Here is a 14,274-nt window from a genome sequence, read left to right as displayed (position 1 = left end):
ACAATGACAATTAAACGATTAGTAGCTGCGATGTTGCTGGCCTCTGCCAGCAACTCGGTGCTCGCTGAACAATCATTTACGGTAAAAGACATTCAGGTAGAAGGCTTACAACGCGTGGCATTAGGCGCGGCCCTGAATAACCTGCCATTTAATATCGGCGATACAGTGTCAGATTACGCGCTGTCCAAAGGCGTAAAGTCGTTATATGCTGCCGGCCATTTTGACGAAATTTCGGTGTACCGTGACGGTCAAACCGTTATTTACCGGGTAAAAGAACGTCCGACTATCAACGCCATTGAATTTGATGGCAACAAAGACATTAAAGAAGAGCAACTCAACGACAGCCTGACCAACCAGAAAATTATTGTGGGCGAACAGCTGGATAAAACGCTGATCCGTGAAATCGAAAACGGTTTAACAGAGTTTTATCACGGTGTGGGTAAATACAACGCCAAAGTTGATATTAAACTGACCTATCTGCCTCGTAACAGGGTGAACCTGAAACTGGAATTTAAGGAAGGTGATGCTGCGTCAGTCCGTCAAATCAATATCGTCGGTAACGAACTGTTTTCTGATAAAGACATCCTGAAAAATACCGAGTCGCTGGTGGATTTACCCTGGTGGCGTTTTATGTCATCTGACCGTTACCAGAAAGAAACCTTAAAAGGCGATCTGGAAAAAATCCGCAGTTTTTATCTGGACCGTGGTTACCTGCGTTTTGATATCGAAGCCAATACCGTTGCTGTAAGCCCGGATAAAGAATCGGTTTATGTCACCTTGCAAGTGAAAGAGGGTGAACAATACACCATCACCGGCATCGATTTTATGGGTGATCTGATTGGTCAGGACGAATTTATCAAAGCGCTGCTGCCACTGAAAAGTGGCCAGTTGTATAACGGCGCTCTGGTGACTTATACCGAAGAAAGTATTGCCAAGGTACTGGCCAGTTTTGGTTATGCCAACTCGAAAGTGCGCACCAGTACCAATATTAATGACGACACCAAAGAAGTGGCGTTAACCATCAACGTCGACCCAGGCAAGCGGGTTTATGTGAACCGTATTTCGGTCAAAGGCAATGCCGCAACCAAAGATGAAGTCATTCGTCGTGAAATCCGGCAAATGGAAGGCGCCTGGCTGTCCAATGACACGCTGGAGAGCTCAAAGCTTTGGGTGCAACGTCTGCCTTATATCGAAAAAGTAGAATTTGAAACTAAAGATGTGCCGGGTTCAGATGACAAAGTGGATGTCACTTTCACCATTAAAGAGCGGCCGTCAGGCAGTTTTAATGCCGGTGTTTCATTCGGTAGTTACCAGGGCCTGGCGTTCCAGCTTGGTGTGGAACAACAAAGTTTCTTAGGTACAGGTAATTCTGCCGGTATCAGCTTTAATACCAACAAATACCAGAAGTCGATCAATCTGAGCTACACAGATCCGTATTTTACGCTGGATGGCATCAGCCTCGGTGGTTCGGTGTTTTATTCCGATTTTGACGGTAGCAAAGCCGGTCTCGAGGCTTATAACCAGAAGAGTTATGGTGCTGGTGTCAGCTTTGGTTACCCGGTCAATGAATACAGCAGATTAAACTTTGGCGCTAACGTGAGCGTCAACGACCTGAGCTATATCCAGGAATTTGACCAGTTACGTCACTTCCGCGCTATGTTGCTGGATCCGGCTAAACCAGACGATTCTTATGAGTTTACCAACTACGACCTGGCGATCAGCTGGGTTCGCAGTACGTTAAACCGTGGTACTTTCCCAACTGATGGCCTGAGATTGGCACTCAGTGGCAAAATCACCACGCCAAACTCAGATTTGCAATATTTCAAAACTGCTTTTGAAGCGGCCAATTATATTCCGCTCAGTAACGACCATAGCTGGTCTTTCTTAAGCAAGCTGGAGCTGGGTTACGGCAATGGTTATGGCAGTAAGGATGGTTACGACCATACCTTACCCTTTAACGATAACTTCTACGCCGGTGGTCAGAACTTCCGTGGTTTTGAAAACCGTGTGATAGGTCCGCGCGCCGTCTACCGTTTTGTTAACAGAATCCCGGGCTTACCGGATCCGTACACTGTAGGCGCTGTGGCTTCTCTGCCAACATCACCGGATTTTGACAGCTATAGCGTGTCACAACGTTCATTTGGTGGTAACGCTCAGGCGATTGCAACCCTTGAGCTGATCACACCAACACCGCTGGTGAAAGAAGATTATGCCAACTCTATCCGCACCAGTTTATTTGTGGATGCAGGTAACGTATGGGACACTGAATTTGACATCAACAGATACGCCAAATTAACCCAATATCAGGATCCAAATTATCTGCAAACAGGTTTGCTGGATTATTCAGATGCGGGTATGATTCGGGTCTCTGCGGGTGTAACTGTACAGTGGATTTCGCCTATGGGCCCTCTGACTTTCAGCCTTGCCAAAATTATCAAAAAATATGATGGCGACGAGCAGGAAAACTTCAGCTTTAATATCGGCACAACGTTTTAAGTATTATTTTGAGGTAAAAGGACATTATGTTTAAGCCAAGCTTTACCAAAACAGCAGTATTACTGGCCAGCGTTCTGATGGCTGGTGCTGTATCTGCAAAAGAAATGAAAGTCGGTTTTGTCAATGTGCGCGCAGTGTTCTCTCAGCTGCCACAAGCGACAAAAGTTCAGGAAACGTTAAAAACTGAATTTGGTGCCAAGTTTGCTGAAATGCAAAAGCTGGAAAGTGACCTGAAGTTTAATATTGAAAAATACAAGCGTGATGGTTCAACCATGAGCGAAGCGCAGAAAAAAGAACTGCAGGCGACCATGGAAAAACAACAGCAGCAGTATGAGCCAATGGCCCGTTCTTTAGAAGAATCTTACCGTCAGCGTGAGAACGAAGAACGTAATAAGTTAATGGGTCTGGTGAAAACCGCCATCGACGCTATTGCTGCCAAAGAACAATACGATGTGATCCTGAACGCTGAAGCTGCAGTGTTTGCCAAACCAGAGTACGATATTTCTTCTGCTGTGGTTGCTCAGGTTAGTAAAGCGAAATAATGTCGAACTACAGTTTGACGGAGCTGGCTGAGCTGCTTGGCGCTCAGCTGCATGGAGACGGCGCTGCGATGATCAGCGCCGTTGCCACACTTGAAGAAGCCAGTACTGGTCATATCAGTTTTCTCGCCAATAGCAAATACCGCAAATTTCTGCAGCAAAGCACAGCCAGCGCCGTGCTGATTAAAGAAGAAGATCTGGAATTTTGTCCGGTCAACGCTTTAGTGGTGAAAGACCCCTATGTGGCTTTTGCTAAAGTAGCGCAGTTGCTGGATACCACACCTGCAGTTGCCACTGGTGTACACGCCACAGCCCTGATCGACCCAAGTGCCAAAGTTGCTGCCAGCGCTCAGATTGGCGCTTATGTGGTGATCAGCAAAAATGCTGAGATTGGCGACAATGTGCAGATTGGTGCCGGCTGTTTTATTGGTGAAGGCACTGTGATTGGCGCCGGCACTAAAGTTTGGCCCAAAGTAACGGTTTATCACGGTGTAAAAATCGGCGAAGGCTGTATTGTGCACAGTGGTGCTGTGATTGGTGCCGACGGTTTTGGTTTTGCCAACGAACGTGGCCAGTGGTTAAAAATTCCACAAGTGGGTGGGGTAGTGATTGGCAACGACACTGAAATTGGCGCCAATACCACCATCGACCGTGGTGCTATGGCCGATACCATTATTGGTTACAATTGCATTATTGATAATCAGGTACAAATAGCCCATAACGCCCAGATTGGCGACCACACTGCTATTGCAGGTTGTACTGTGGTAGCCGGCAGCACCAAAATTGGCCGTTATTGTATTATCGGTGGTGCCTGCGCTATTACAGGTCATATTGAGATTTGTGATGCGGTGCAGATCACCGGTATGTCGATGATCACCAAAGGCATTACCGAAAAAGGAATTTATTCCTCCGGCGTACCGGCCAGTCCGAATCTGGAATGGCGGAAAAACAACGCCCGTTATCGCCAGCTTGACCAGATGTATCAACGCCTGCGGGACGTTGAGCAACAACTGGCCCAATTAAAAGCACAAGACGCAGAATAACGCTGCGTTTTGTGTTTTATGTTCAGTTCTAATCAGTCAGAGGTTCATTTTGACGAATTCATTAAATAGCTTAGAAGTTCAGGAAATTATGGCGTTGTTGCCACACCGCTACCCGTTTTTATTAATTGACCGGGTGCTGGATTACAAGCCGGGCGAATATCTGACCGCCATTAAAAATGTCTCTATTAATGAACCTATTTTTACCGGTCATTTCCCAGGTTTCCCGATTTTCCCTGGTGTACTCATTCTGGAAGCCATGGCGCAGGCCACAGGAATTCTGGGTTTTAAAACTGTGTCAGAGCGTGCTGAAAACGAACTGTATTTGTTTGCCGGTATTGACGAAGCCCGCTTTAAAAAACCTGTAGTGCCTGGTGATCAACTGGTGCTGGAAGTGAAGTTTTTAAAAGAACGCCGCAATATGTGGAAGTTCTATGGTGAAGCCAAAGTGGATGGCCAGGTTGTCTGTTCAGCTGAACTGATGTGTGCAAGAAGAGAACTCTGATTATGATCCATTCATCCGCTGTCATTGAAGCAGGAGCCCGCATTGGTAACAACGTGCGGATTGGGCCTTTTTGTTATGTTGGCGCAGGCGTCACATTGGGCGACGATTGTATCCTTGAATCCCATGTGGTGATTAAAGGGCCTTCTACTATTGGTCGTGGCAATCATTTTTTTCAGTTCACCAGCATTGGTGAAGCCTGCCAGGACAAAAAATACAAAAACGAACCCACTGAACTGCATATTGGCGACAACAATATTTTCCGTGAAGGTTGTACCGTGCACCGCGGTACCATTCAGGATAAAGGCGTCACCATTATTGGCAGCAATAACCTCTTTATGAATTACACCCATGTGGCGCACGACTGCGTCATTGGCAGCAATGTGATTTTTGCCAATAACGCTTCTACTGCTGGCCATGTGCATGTCGGCGATTGGGTGATTATCGGCGGTATGAGTGGGGTACATCAGTTCTGCCATATTGGCGCCCACAGTTTTATCGGTGGTGGTTCTATTGTGGTGAAAGACGTGCCGCCTTATGTGATGGCGCATGGTTCGCACGCAGTGCCACATGGCATTAACAGCGAAGGTTTAAAACGCCGTGGTTTTAGCAGCGACGCTATCCTCGAAATTAAACGTGCATATAAAGTGCTGTATCGTCAGGGCCTGACGGTGAATGACGCTGTGGCAGCTCTGGCCGAGAAAGCAGAACAATTGCCTGAGATTAAAGTTTTTACCGATTTTATTGTGCAATCGCCGCGCGGTATTATCCGTTAAGCGCAAGTCTTTGCAGTCATTTTAAAATCAATGCGGCGTCCGGTGACGCCGTTTTGCTTTTTGGGCTCTGTTACTTCGCTCATTACATTGAATATTTTGCCCTGTGTTACAAAAGCAGGGTAAGATCCTGTTCATTTTTTAAAAACGTCTGCGCTTAAGCCGTCGTTATTTCTGGTGTTATTTTGATGCAAACAACAAAGCCGGTTCGTATTGCGCTGATCGCAGGTGAACATTCGGGTGACATTCTGGGCGCCGATCTTATCCGGGCATTAAAACTCAGGCTGCCGAATGCTGAATTTTACGGTATTGGCGGCGAACGTATGCGCGCTGAAGGTTTTCAGGCCGTGTTTGATATGGAAGAGCTGGCGGTGATGGGCATAGTGGAAGTGCTGGGCCGGCTGCCGCGCTTGTTAAAAGTGCGTCGCGATATTCTGGCGCATTTTACCGCGCACAAACCAGACGTGTTTATTGGCATTGATGCACCGGACTTTAACCTGCCGGTAGAGCTGAAATTAAAACAGGCCGGTATTAAAACAGTGCATTATGTCAGCCCTTCAGTATGGGCCTGGCGGCAAAAACGTATTTTTAAAATTGCTGCTGCCACTCACATGGTTTTGGCTTTATTGCCGTTTGAAAAAGCTTTTTATGACCAGCATCAGGTGCCTTGCACCTTTGTCGGCCACACCCTGGCTGATCAGATGCCATTGTCACCGGATAAAACTGCCGAAAAAGTCGCGCTTGGTTTTGCTGCCGACAAGCCGCTGCTGGCCATTATGCCGGGCAGCAGAAGCAACGAAATTAAATTGCTGGCACCGGATTTTTTACGCGCCGCCGCCAAACTGCAACAGCAAAACCCGGAGCTGCAGCTGGTGTGTAATATGGTCACAGCGGGCAAAGCCGATATTTTTAAAGCCATTTGGGCTGAAACAACACCCAATCTCAGGTTGACACTGCTGGTGGGGCAGGCAAGGCAAAGCTTAACAGCGGCAGATGCGGTGTTTATTGCATCCGGCACCGCCACTTTAGAAGCCATGCTGGCCAAAACACCTATGGTGGTGGCTTATAAAACCAACTGGCTGACCTATCAGATTGCCAAGCGTCTGGTGAAAGTGGATTATTTCAGTCTGCCTAATTTGCTGGCAAAAAAAGCGCTGGTGCCGGAATTTTTGCAGTATGAAGTGACAGAACAACACTTAATCGATGCCATGACTCCGCTGCTGAGCCAACAAGGTGACAACACCCGTGCTGAATTTAGCGCTATTCATCAGCAAATCTGTTGTGACGCCAGCGCCAAAGCGGCTGCTGCTGTGCTGGAGCTACTCAATGTCTGACACCAATTTAAAGCCGGATTATCAAAGACCTGCTGTCCGTTTATTGGCTGGCGTGGATGAAGTAGGCCGTGGCCCGCTGGTGGGCGCTGTGGTGACAGCTGCGGTGATCCTGGATCCGAACAAGCCTATTGCCGGTTTAACAGACTCAAAAAAGCTCAGTGAAAAAAAACGGCTATTGCTGGCCGCTGAAATTCGCGAAAAAGCCTTAAGCTGGAGTCTGGGCCGGGCTGAAGTGGAAGAAATTGACGAGCTGAATATTTTGCATGCCACTATGCTGGCAATGCAAAGGGCGGTGGATGGTCTGCACATTCAGCCAGAATGGGTGCTGATTGACGGTAACAGAGTGCCGGATGGCTTAAAATACCAGGGCAGTGCCGTGGTGAAAGGCGACAGTTTAGTGCCGGAAATCAGTGCTGCTTCTATTCTGGCCAAGGTGGCGCGTGATGCCGAAATGGCAGAGTTGCATCAGCTGTATCCTGAATATAATTTTGCCAGCCACAAAGGTTATCCAACGGCCGAGCATTTAGCCGCTATTGCCAAACATGGCATTCTGGCGGAACATCGGCGCAGTTATAAACCGGTGCGCGACGCTATTGAGCGTCAGCACGAGACGGATCTGTAAAGTGGCTTGTGCGCAACAGCTGAGGCTTCAATGAAATTTAATGTGCAGCGCTGGCAAGTGCGTCAAAGCAGTTTGAAAAGGTAATGTGATGGAACCCGGATTTATTCATCTGCGCGTGCACAGCGATTTTTCGATGGTGGACGGCTTAAGTAAAATCAAACCTATAGTGGGTGCTGCCAAAAAACAGGCAATGCCGGCTTTAGCTTTGACTGATCAGATGAATATGTGTGGTTTAGTACGGTTTTACAGTACAGCCCACGATGCCGGCATTAAACCTATAGTGGGTGCCGACCTTTATGTGCAGCATCCGCTGTTCCCTGGCGAAGCCTGTCGTTTGTTAGTGCTGGCCGCAGACAACGAAGGTTATCAGAACCTGACCATGTTGTTGTCCAAAGCTTATTTACGGGGTCATGTGGCGGATAAACCACAGATTGACCACGACTGGCTGATAGAGCACAGCCCTGGCTTAATTGTGCTGTCAGGTGGCAAAGATGGCCCGCTTGGCAAAGCTTTGATCAAAGGCAATAAAAGCAGCACAGAGCAGCTGGTGGCTTTTTATCAGCAGCATTTTCCGGAGCGGTTTTTCCTCGAGCTTATTCGCACCGGCCGGGTTGATGAAGAGATTTATATCCAGCAGGCGGTGACGCTGGCAGAAGACACCGGCCTGCCGGTGGTAGCCACCAACGAAGTGGTGTTTTTAACGCCGGACGATTTTTCTGCCCATGAAATCCGGGTGGCGATTCACGATGGTTATACGCTGGAAGATAAACGCCGGCCCAAAAATTATAGTGAGCAGCAGTATTTACGCTCTGTGGAAGAAATGCAGGCGCTGTTTGCTGATATCCCGGAAGCCCTTGCCAACTCAGTGGAAATTGCCAAACGTTGTAATGTTACTATCCGCTTAGGCGAATATTTCCTGCCGGCATTTCCCACCGGCGGCATGACAGATGCCGACTTTCTGGTACTCAAATCGCGTGAAGGCCTGGAAGAGCGGTTAAAAATTCTGTTTCCGGATGAAAAAGTCAGGGCAGAAAAACGCGGTGAATACGACGAGCGCTTGCAAATTGAACTCGACGTGATTAACCAGATGGGTTTCCCTGGTTACTTCCTGGTGGTGATGGAGTTTATTCAGTGGTCGAAGGATAACGATATTCCGGTGGGCCCGGGCCGGGGCTCTGGTGCCGGTTCTCTGGTGGCTTATGCGCTGAAAATCACCGACTTAGACCCACTTGAGTTTGACCTGCTGTTTGAACGGTTCTTAAATCCGGAGCGGGTGTCGATGCCCGACTTTGACGTCGACTTCTGTATGGACAGACGCGACGAGGTGATTGAACACGTTTCTGACATGTACGGCCGCGAGGCGGTGTCGCAAATTATTACCTTTGGTACCATGGCGGCCAAAGCGGTTATTCGTGACGTCGGCCGGGTGCTGGGCCATCCTTATGGTTTTGTTGACCGTATTTCTAAACTGATTCCTCCCACGCCAGGGATGACGCTGGAGCAGGCTTTTATTGAAGAGCCACGCTTGCCTGAGCTTTATGCTGCCGACTCTGAAGTCAAAGACTTAATTGATATGGCGCGCCGCCTCGAAGGCGTGACCCGAAACGCCGGTAAACACGCCGGTGGTGTGGTGATAGCGCCGACTAAAATCACCGACTTTGCGCCTGTTTATTGTGACAGCGAAGGCAATAACCCTGTTACCCAGTTTGATAAAAATGACGTTGAATACGCAGGTCTTGTTAAATTCGACTTCTTAGGTCTTCGCACCCTCACTATTTTGCAGTGGGCGGTCAATATGGTGAACGAGCGGCACCAAAAAGAAGGCAAACCGCCGGTGGATATCACGCAAATTCCGCTGGTGGATAAAAAAAGTTACGACATGCTGATGAAAGCGGAAACCACAGCGGTATTCCAGCTTGAATCCCGTGGTATGAAAGATTTGATCCGCCGTCTGCAACCCGACTGTTTTGAAGACATGATAGCTTTGGTGGCGCTGTTCCGCCCAGGCCCTTTGCAGTCGGGCATGGTAGATAACTTTATCGACCGTAAACGCGGCCGCGAAGCCATTTCTTATCCGGATGCTACCTGGCAGCATGAATCGCTCAAACCCATTCTGGAACCGACCTACGGCATTATCCTGTATCAGGAGCAGGTAATGCAGATAGCGCAGGTGCTGTCCGGTTATTCACTGGGCGGCGCCGATTTATTACGCCGTGCTATGGGTAAGAAAAAACCTGAAGAGATGGCCAAGCAGCGCGATACCTTCCAGAACGGAGCTGCCGCTAACGGAGTAGACCCAGAACTTGCGATGAAAATCTTCGATTTGGTAGAGAAGTTCGCAGGTTATGGTTTTAACAAGTCTCACTCCGCCGCTTATGCGCTGGTGTCTTATCAAACCTTATGGATGAAAGCCCATTATCCTGCCGAGTTTATGGCGGCGGTGATGTCGGCCGATATGGACAACACAGATAAAATCGTCACCCTGGTGGATGAGTGTGAGCATATGAAGCTCAAGCTGATTCCGCCTGATGTGAACGAAGGTTTATATAAGTTCACCGTCAATGAACAAGGCCATATCGTTTATGGCATTGGGGCTATTAAAGGGGTGGGTGAAGGCCCGATTGAAGCCATTATTGAAGCCCGCACGCAAAAGGGCGCTTTTGTTGATTTATTCGATTTTTGCGCCAAGGTCGACCTGAAAAAACTCAATCGCCGTGTCATTGAAAAACTGATTTTATCCGGTGCTATGGATAAACTCGGGCCACACAGAGCTGCCACTATGGCGAGCCTGGAAGAAGCAATGAAGGCGGCGGAACAACATGCCAAAGCCGAAGCTGTGGGCCAAAGTGATTTATTTGGTTTATTGGCGCCAGAGCCACAAATGGCGGCCAAAGCCTTTAAACAGGTGCCGATTTGGCCGGATGAAGTCTGGCTGGAAGGGGAGCGTGAAACCCTTGGCTTGTATTTAACAGGTCACCCTATTAACCGTTATCTGGCAGAATTGCCACATTACGCCAGTTGCCGCTTAGTGGAGATGCAACCGGGCCGGCGCGACCAAACCGTCAAAGCCTGTGGTTTAGTGGTGTCGGTACGGGTACTGATCAACAAAAAAGGCCGGCGTTGGGCTTTGGTGCAGCTGGATGACAAATCAGCGCGGTTAGATGTTCGTTTTTTCCCCGAACAGTTCGAGAACTTCGAGCATCTGCTGCAAAAAGACAAGGTTTTGGTGATTTCCGGACAGGTCAGCTTTGATGATTTCAGCGGTGGCCTTACAATGACCGGCCGCGAGGTGGTTGAGATCACAGAGGCCAGGGAAAAATGTCTGAAGTCGTTGTTTATCACCGTAGATTCGGCGCAGACAGGACCGGATTATTTAACCAGATTACAACAGGTGCTGGCAGAATTTAAAGCCGGCACAGTACCGGTGCAATTGCGTTATCAGCGGCCTGAAGGCGCAATAACCATGACACTGGGCACAGAATGGTGGGTGACGCCCACAGACGCTTTGTTGCATCAGTTAAAACAATTAGCAACAATACAACTTGAATTTAATTAGGTAGGTAGTGACAGTCGATGATGCTGAATTATTTAGAGTTTGAGCAACCGATTGCGGAACTTGAAGCAAAAATAGAAGAACTGCGCAAAGTCAGCCGTAACGGAGATTTTGATCTCGGCTTGGAAGAAGAAGTGAACAAGCTTAAAGAAAAAAGCCTGACACTGACCAAAAAGATTTTTGCTGAACTGGGCGCCTGGCAGGTTGCGCAGTTAGCCCGTCATCCAATGCGTCCTTACACACTGGATTACATCAAACATATTTTTACTGATTTTGACGAACTGGCCGGCGACCGTGCTTTTGCCAATGATGCCGCTATTGTCTGTGGTACTGCCCGTTTAGGTGAACGTACTGTGATGGTGATTGGTCACCAGAAAGGCCGCGACACCCACGAAAAAATCAAACGTAACTTTGGCATGCCACGCCCTGAAGGTTATCGTAAAGCGCTCAGAATGTTCGAAATGGCTGAGCGTTTTAATATGCCGATCATTACTTTTATTGACACGCCTGGCGCTTACCCTGGTATTGGCGCTGAAGAGCGTGGTCAGAGTGAAGCCATAGCCCGTAACTTAAAAGTGATGGCCGGCTTAAAAGTGCCGGTGATCTGTACTGTGATTGGTGAAGGTGGTTCAGGTGGTGCTCTGGCCATTGGTGTGGGCGATCAGGTCAACATGCTGCAATACAGCACTTATTCGGTGATTTCACCTGAAGGTTGTGCCTCCATTTTATGGAAAAGCGCGGAAAAAGCGCCGCTGGCAGCTGACGCCATGGGCATTACCGCAGCCCGGATTAAAGAGCTGGGTCTGATTGACGAAGTGATTGCTGAGCCATTAGGCGGCGCGCACCGTGCTCACGAGCAGATGGCAGCCAGTTTAAAACAGGCGCTGATCCGCGATTTAGCCAAGCTCGACAAAATGTCGGTGCCTGAGCTGCTTGACCGTCGTTATAAACGTCTGATGGCCTTTGGTTATTGCTAAATCACAGCTTGTGATATAAAAAGCCGCTTCAAGCGGCTTTTTTTATATGAAGAGTATCCATGTTATTACCCGCCACCGCAGCACCCATGCTCGAGCGCATCACGCAAAAACTCAATGCCCTTGGTTGTCATCAGGTGGTATTGGCGCTCAGTGGTGGTCTGGATTCGATGCTGCTGTTGTATCTGCTGAAACACTGGCAACAACAGCAGGCCGGCCGAGCGCTGAAAGCCGTATATGTGCACCATGGTTTAAGTCCCAATGCCAGCGCCTGGGCTGATTTTTGTGCTGCGCAGTGTGCCTTGTTACAGCTGCCTTTTGCCTGTGAAAAAGTGCAGCTCAGTGGCAGTGATAATCTGGAAGCCAAAGCGCGCAGCGCCCGTTATCAGGTGCTGAAGTCTTATGTGTTAACGCCAGATACTGCGCTTTGTACCGCCCATCATGCCGATGATCAGCTGGAAACTTTATTGCTGGCGCTAAAACGCGGCAGTGGTGTAGCTGGTCTTGCCGGCATTGCGGCGCAGCAAGCTTTTGCTGCTGGCTGGTTAGTGCGGCCTTTACTGGATTTTAGCCGTGAAGAACTCTCAGAACTGGCAGAGGCTGCTGCAGTGCCTTTTATTCAGGATGAAAGTAATCAGAACCCGGCTTTTGACCGTAATTTCTTGCGTTTAGAAGTTTTGCCGGCGCTGATCCAACGATTTCCCGCCATCGCCAAAACCAGCAGCCGCAGTATGCAGCTGCTCGGTGAGATGCAGCAGGCCAATGATTATCTGCTGCAACCTTTATTGGCAGAGCTGCAACAACAGCAGCAGCTGAATTTGTCGGGGCTACAACAACATCCGTTGCCGGTACAACAGCTGTTGTTGCGGGCTTTTTTACAACAATTTGGTGTAAATCCGTCAAGCGTTGTACTGACTGAGTTGCTGGATCATCTGATCGCGGCCAAAGCGGATGCGAAGCCCTTGCTCCGGCTTGGTGATATTGAACTGCGTCGTTATCAGCAGCAGCTGTATCTGTTTACTGCCGCCGATTTAGCCATGATGCAGTTGCAGCAAAATGACACAGCAACATTGTTGCTAAAAGCCGGACAGCAGCTTCAGCTCCAAGATGGCAGAATCTTTTGCTGGCGGGAAACTATCAGCGCAGAAGATTTATCTTCGGCCAGCTTGCCGCTGCCGGTTGGCATCACAGAGCCACTCCGGCTGGAGTTTGGTGGTTTTAGCCGAAAATTTAAGCCGGCAGGGGCAAGCATGCACAAACCACTGAAACAATGGTTGCAGCTATGGCAGGTGCCGCCCTGGCAACGTGGCGCTGTGCCGCTCATTGTTGCCGGGCAGCAAATAGTAGGGGTGCCGGGTTACGCCAGTAGTTGCGCTGCGGCAGAAGCCAAAAGCTGGCTTCTGCTCAAACAGGCGGCGCTGGTTAAGCTTTAATCAGCTCCGCCACTTCGGTGATTGCTGTTTGTATAGGTGCCTGACGCACGGCATTTTTGCCACTTTGCTTGGCCTGATATAACGCCTGATCTGCCCTTGCAAACAACAACTTACTGCTTTCGCCCGGATTGAGCTGCGCTAAACCGGCACTGGCCGACACCATAAATTTTTCACAAATATGATGCTGGCTAATGGCTTTAACTAACCTGTGCGCCACCAGCTCGGCACTCTGGGCATCTTCAGCTGTTAATAACACGGCAAATTCATCACCGCCAAAACGGAATAAATTATCGCTCACTCTCAGTGTGCTACGCATTGCATCGGCCACCGCCAGTAAAACTTCATCGCCGGCATGGTGACCGTGATTATCATTGACCGGCTTAAAGTTATCCAAATCCAGCAAAATCAGCGCACAACCTTGTTGTTTGCGCTCGGCCATTAATACAGTTTTGCTAAAGGAATCGTCAAAAAACCGGCGATTACCAAGGCCTGTTAAGGTGTCTCTGAGCGCCAGCTGTTGCAGGCGGGTGACCACCAGCGCATTACGCAGGGCAAATAGCCATTGGGTTTCCAGCTCCAGCAAACGCCGCTGAATCAGCGGACTAAAGCTGCTTTCACTTTGGTACACCAGCTCGGCCAGGCATTGATCGTTTAACACCAGCATACTGCGGTATTCCTGGCTGGCCGGATAAGAGCCGGGCGCGCGGAAGATCCCCACAGCAGTGTGCATTTCCAAAGTGGCAATCGGCAGAATTTTGCCGGCGGCCATCGAGAAAATTTGTAATTGTTGTGCCAGATCCAGGCTGGTTTGCAGTTGCTCCACCAGGCCAGGGCCAACGGTACTGGTCAGCGCAGACCAGTTGGGCTTGCTGGCAATGCCGGCATAACTTGGCACATGATCCAACGACATATCGTGGAAGCTGAACATATCCATCAGCTTGCTCCTGTGATCGAATGATAACTGAGCAAAGCAGGTTTTGTGCCACTCTGTAATGATGATGAAATACA

11 protein-coding genes are annotated in these 14,274 nt (G+C 49.0%); 10 read left to right on the top strand and 1 reads right to left on the bottom strand.

Annotated elements, in window-relative coordinates; translation table 11 throughout:
* Nucleotides 1–3 precede the first annotated feature (3 nt).
* The 10 genes from bamA to tilS all read left to right on the top strand — a co-directional run bounded on the left by bamA (nt 4) and on the right by tilS (nt 13,266).
* Complete coding sequence (gene bamA / locus N3Z11_RS11045) at nt 4–2,496, top strand: outer membrane protein assembly factor BamA (RefSeq protein WP_260657234.1); 2,493 nt, start codon at nt 4–6, stop codon at nt 2,494–2,496.
* A gap of 26 nt (nt 2,497–2,522) precedes the next feature.
* The gene (locus N3Z11_RS11040) at nt 2,523–3,038 is read left to right on the top strand and encodes an OmpH family outer membrane protein (RefSeq protein ID WP_260657233.1); all 516 of its coding nucleotides are present in this window, start codon (nt 2,523–2,525) and stop codon (nt 3,036–3,038) included.
* The gene (lpxD, locus tag N3Z11_RS11035) at nt 3,038–4,078 is read left to right on the top strand and encodes a UDP-3-O-(3-hydroxymyristoyl)glucosamine N-acyltransferase (protein WP_260657232.1); all 1,041 of its coding nucleotides are present in this window, start codon (nt 3,038–3,040) and stop codon (nt 4,076–4,078) included. The genes N3Z11_RS11040 and lpxD overlap by 1 nt, the downstream gene beginning before the upstream one ends.
* Before the next feature lie 49 nt (nt 4,079–4,127).
* On the top strand, nt 4,128–4,580 hold the full coding sequence (gene fabZ, locus N3Z11_RS11030) for a 3-hydroxyacyl-ACP dehydratase FabZ (RefSeq protein ID WP_260657231.1): 453 nt from the start codon (nt 4,128–4,130) through the stop codon (nt 4,578–4,580).
* Nucleotides 4,581–4,582: 2 nt separating this feature from the next.
* On the top strand, nt 4,583–5,353 hold the full coding sequence (lpxA, locus tag N3Z11_RS11025; protein WP_260657230.1) for an acyl-ACP--UDP-N-acetylglucosamine O-acyltransferase: 771 nt from the start codon (nt 4,583–4,585) through the stop codon (nt 5,351–5,353).
* Nucleotides 5,354–5,538: 185 nt separating this feature from the next.
* Nucleotides 5,539–6,684, top strand: coding sequence for a lipid-A-disaccharide synthase (gene lpxB, locus N3Z11_RS11020; RefSeq protein WP_260657229.1), 1,146 nt, complete (start codon nt 5,539–5,541; stop codon nt 6,682–6,684).
* Nucleotides 6,677–7,306, top strand: a complete 630-nt coding sequence (rnhB, locus tag N3Z11_RS11015; RefSeq protein ID WP_260657228.1) for a ribonuclease HII — start codon at nt 6,677–6,679, stop codon at nt 7,304–7,306. The genes lpxB and rnhB overlap by 8 nt, the downstream gene beginning before the upstream one ends.
* Before the next feature lie 88 nt (nt 7,307–7,394).
* On the top strand, nt 7,395–10,862 hold the full coding sequence (dnaE, locus tag N3Z11_RS11010; protein ID WP_260657227.1) for a DNA polymerase III subunit alpha: 3,468 nt from the start codon (nt 7,395–7,397) through the stop codon (nt 10,860–10,862).
* A 17-nt stretch (nt 10,863–10,879) separates the two neighbouring features.
* Nucleotides 10,880–11,836 carry an acetyl-CoA carboxylase carboxyl transferase subunit alpha gene (accA, locus tag N3Z11_RS11005; RefSeq protein WP_260657226.1) on the top strand — a complete coding sequence of 319 codons (957 nt, stop codon included), beginning with the start codon at nt 10,880–10,882 and terminating at the stop codon, nt 11,834–11,836.
* A gap of 59 nt (nt 11,837–11,895) precedes the next feature.
* A complete protein-coding gene (gene tilS, locus N3Z11_RS11000) occupies nt 11,896–13,266 on the top strand; it encodes a tRNA lysidine(34) synthetase TilS (RefSeq protein ID WP_260657225.1) in 1,371 nt (456 codons plus the stop codon).
* Here tilS and N3Z11_RS10995 read toward each other — a convergent pair.
* Nucleotides 13,256–14,200, bottom strand: coding sequence for a GGDEF domain-containing protein (locus tag N3Z11_RS10995; protein ID WP_260657224.1), 945 nt, complete (start codon nt 14,198–14,200; stop codon nt 13,256–13,258). The genes tilS and N3Z11_RS10995 overlap by 11 nt on opposite strands.
* Nucleotides 14,201–14,274: the final 74 nt, after the last annotated feature.

Origin of the sequence: Rheinheimera sp. 4Y26, from assembly GCF_025245835.1 — a bacterium.
GTDB lineage: Bacteria > Pseudomonadota > Gammaproteobacteria > Enterobacterales > Alteromonadaceae > Pararheinheimera.
This window is presented reverse-complemented; position numbering and strand designations above follow the sequence as displayed.

What these genes read in the sequence shown, in the direction of transcription:
- bamA (WP_260657234.1), top strand. Translation starts at nt 4, where the DNA reads ATGACAATTAAACGATTAGTAGCTGCGATGTTGCTGGCCTCTGCCAGC.
- rnhB (WP_260657228.1), top strand. Translation starts at nt 6,677, where the DNA reads ATGTCTGACACCAATTTAAAGCCGGATTATCAAAGACCTGCTGTCCGT.
- accA (WP_260657226.1), top strand. Translation starts at nt 10,880, where the DNA reads ATGATGCTGAATTATTTAGAGTTTGAGCAACCGATTGCGGAACTTGAA.
- lpxD (WP_260657232.1), top strand. Translation starts at nt 3,038, where the DNA reads ATGTCGAACTACAGTTTGACGGAGCTGGCTGAGCTGCTTGGCGCTCAG.
- tilS (WP_260657225.1), top strand. Translation starts at nt 11,896, where the DNA reads ATGTTATTACCCGCCACCGCAGCACCCATGCTCGAGCGCATCACGCAA.
- lpxA (WP_260657230.1), top strand. Translation starts at nt 4,583, where the DNA reads ATGATCCATTCATCCGCTGTCATTGAAGCAGGAGCCCGCATTGGTAAC.
- N3Z11_RS10995 (WP_260657224.1), bottom strand. Translation starts at nt 14,200, where the DNA reads ATGGATATGTTCAGCTTCCACGATATGTCGTTGGATCATGTGCCAAGT.
- dnaE (WP_260657227.1), top strand. Translation starts at nt 7,395, where the DNA reads ATGGAACCCGGATTTATTCATCTGCGCGTGCACAGCGATTTTTCGATG.
- N3Z11_RS11040 (WP_260657233.1), top strand. Translation starts at nt 2,523, where the DNA reads ATGTTTAAGCCAAGCTTTACCAAAACAGCAGTATTACTGGCCAGCGTT.
- lpxB (WP_260657229.1), top strand. Translation starts at nt 5,539, where the DNA reads ATGCAAACAACAAAGCCGGTTCGTATTGCGCTGATCGCAGGTGAACAT.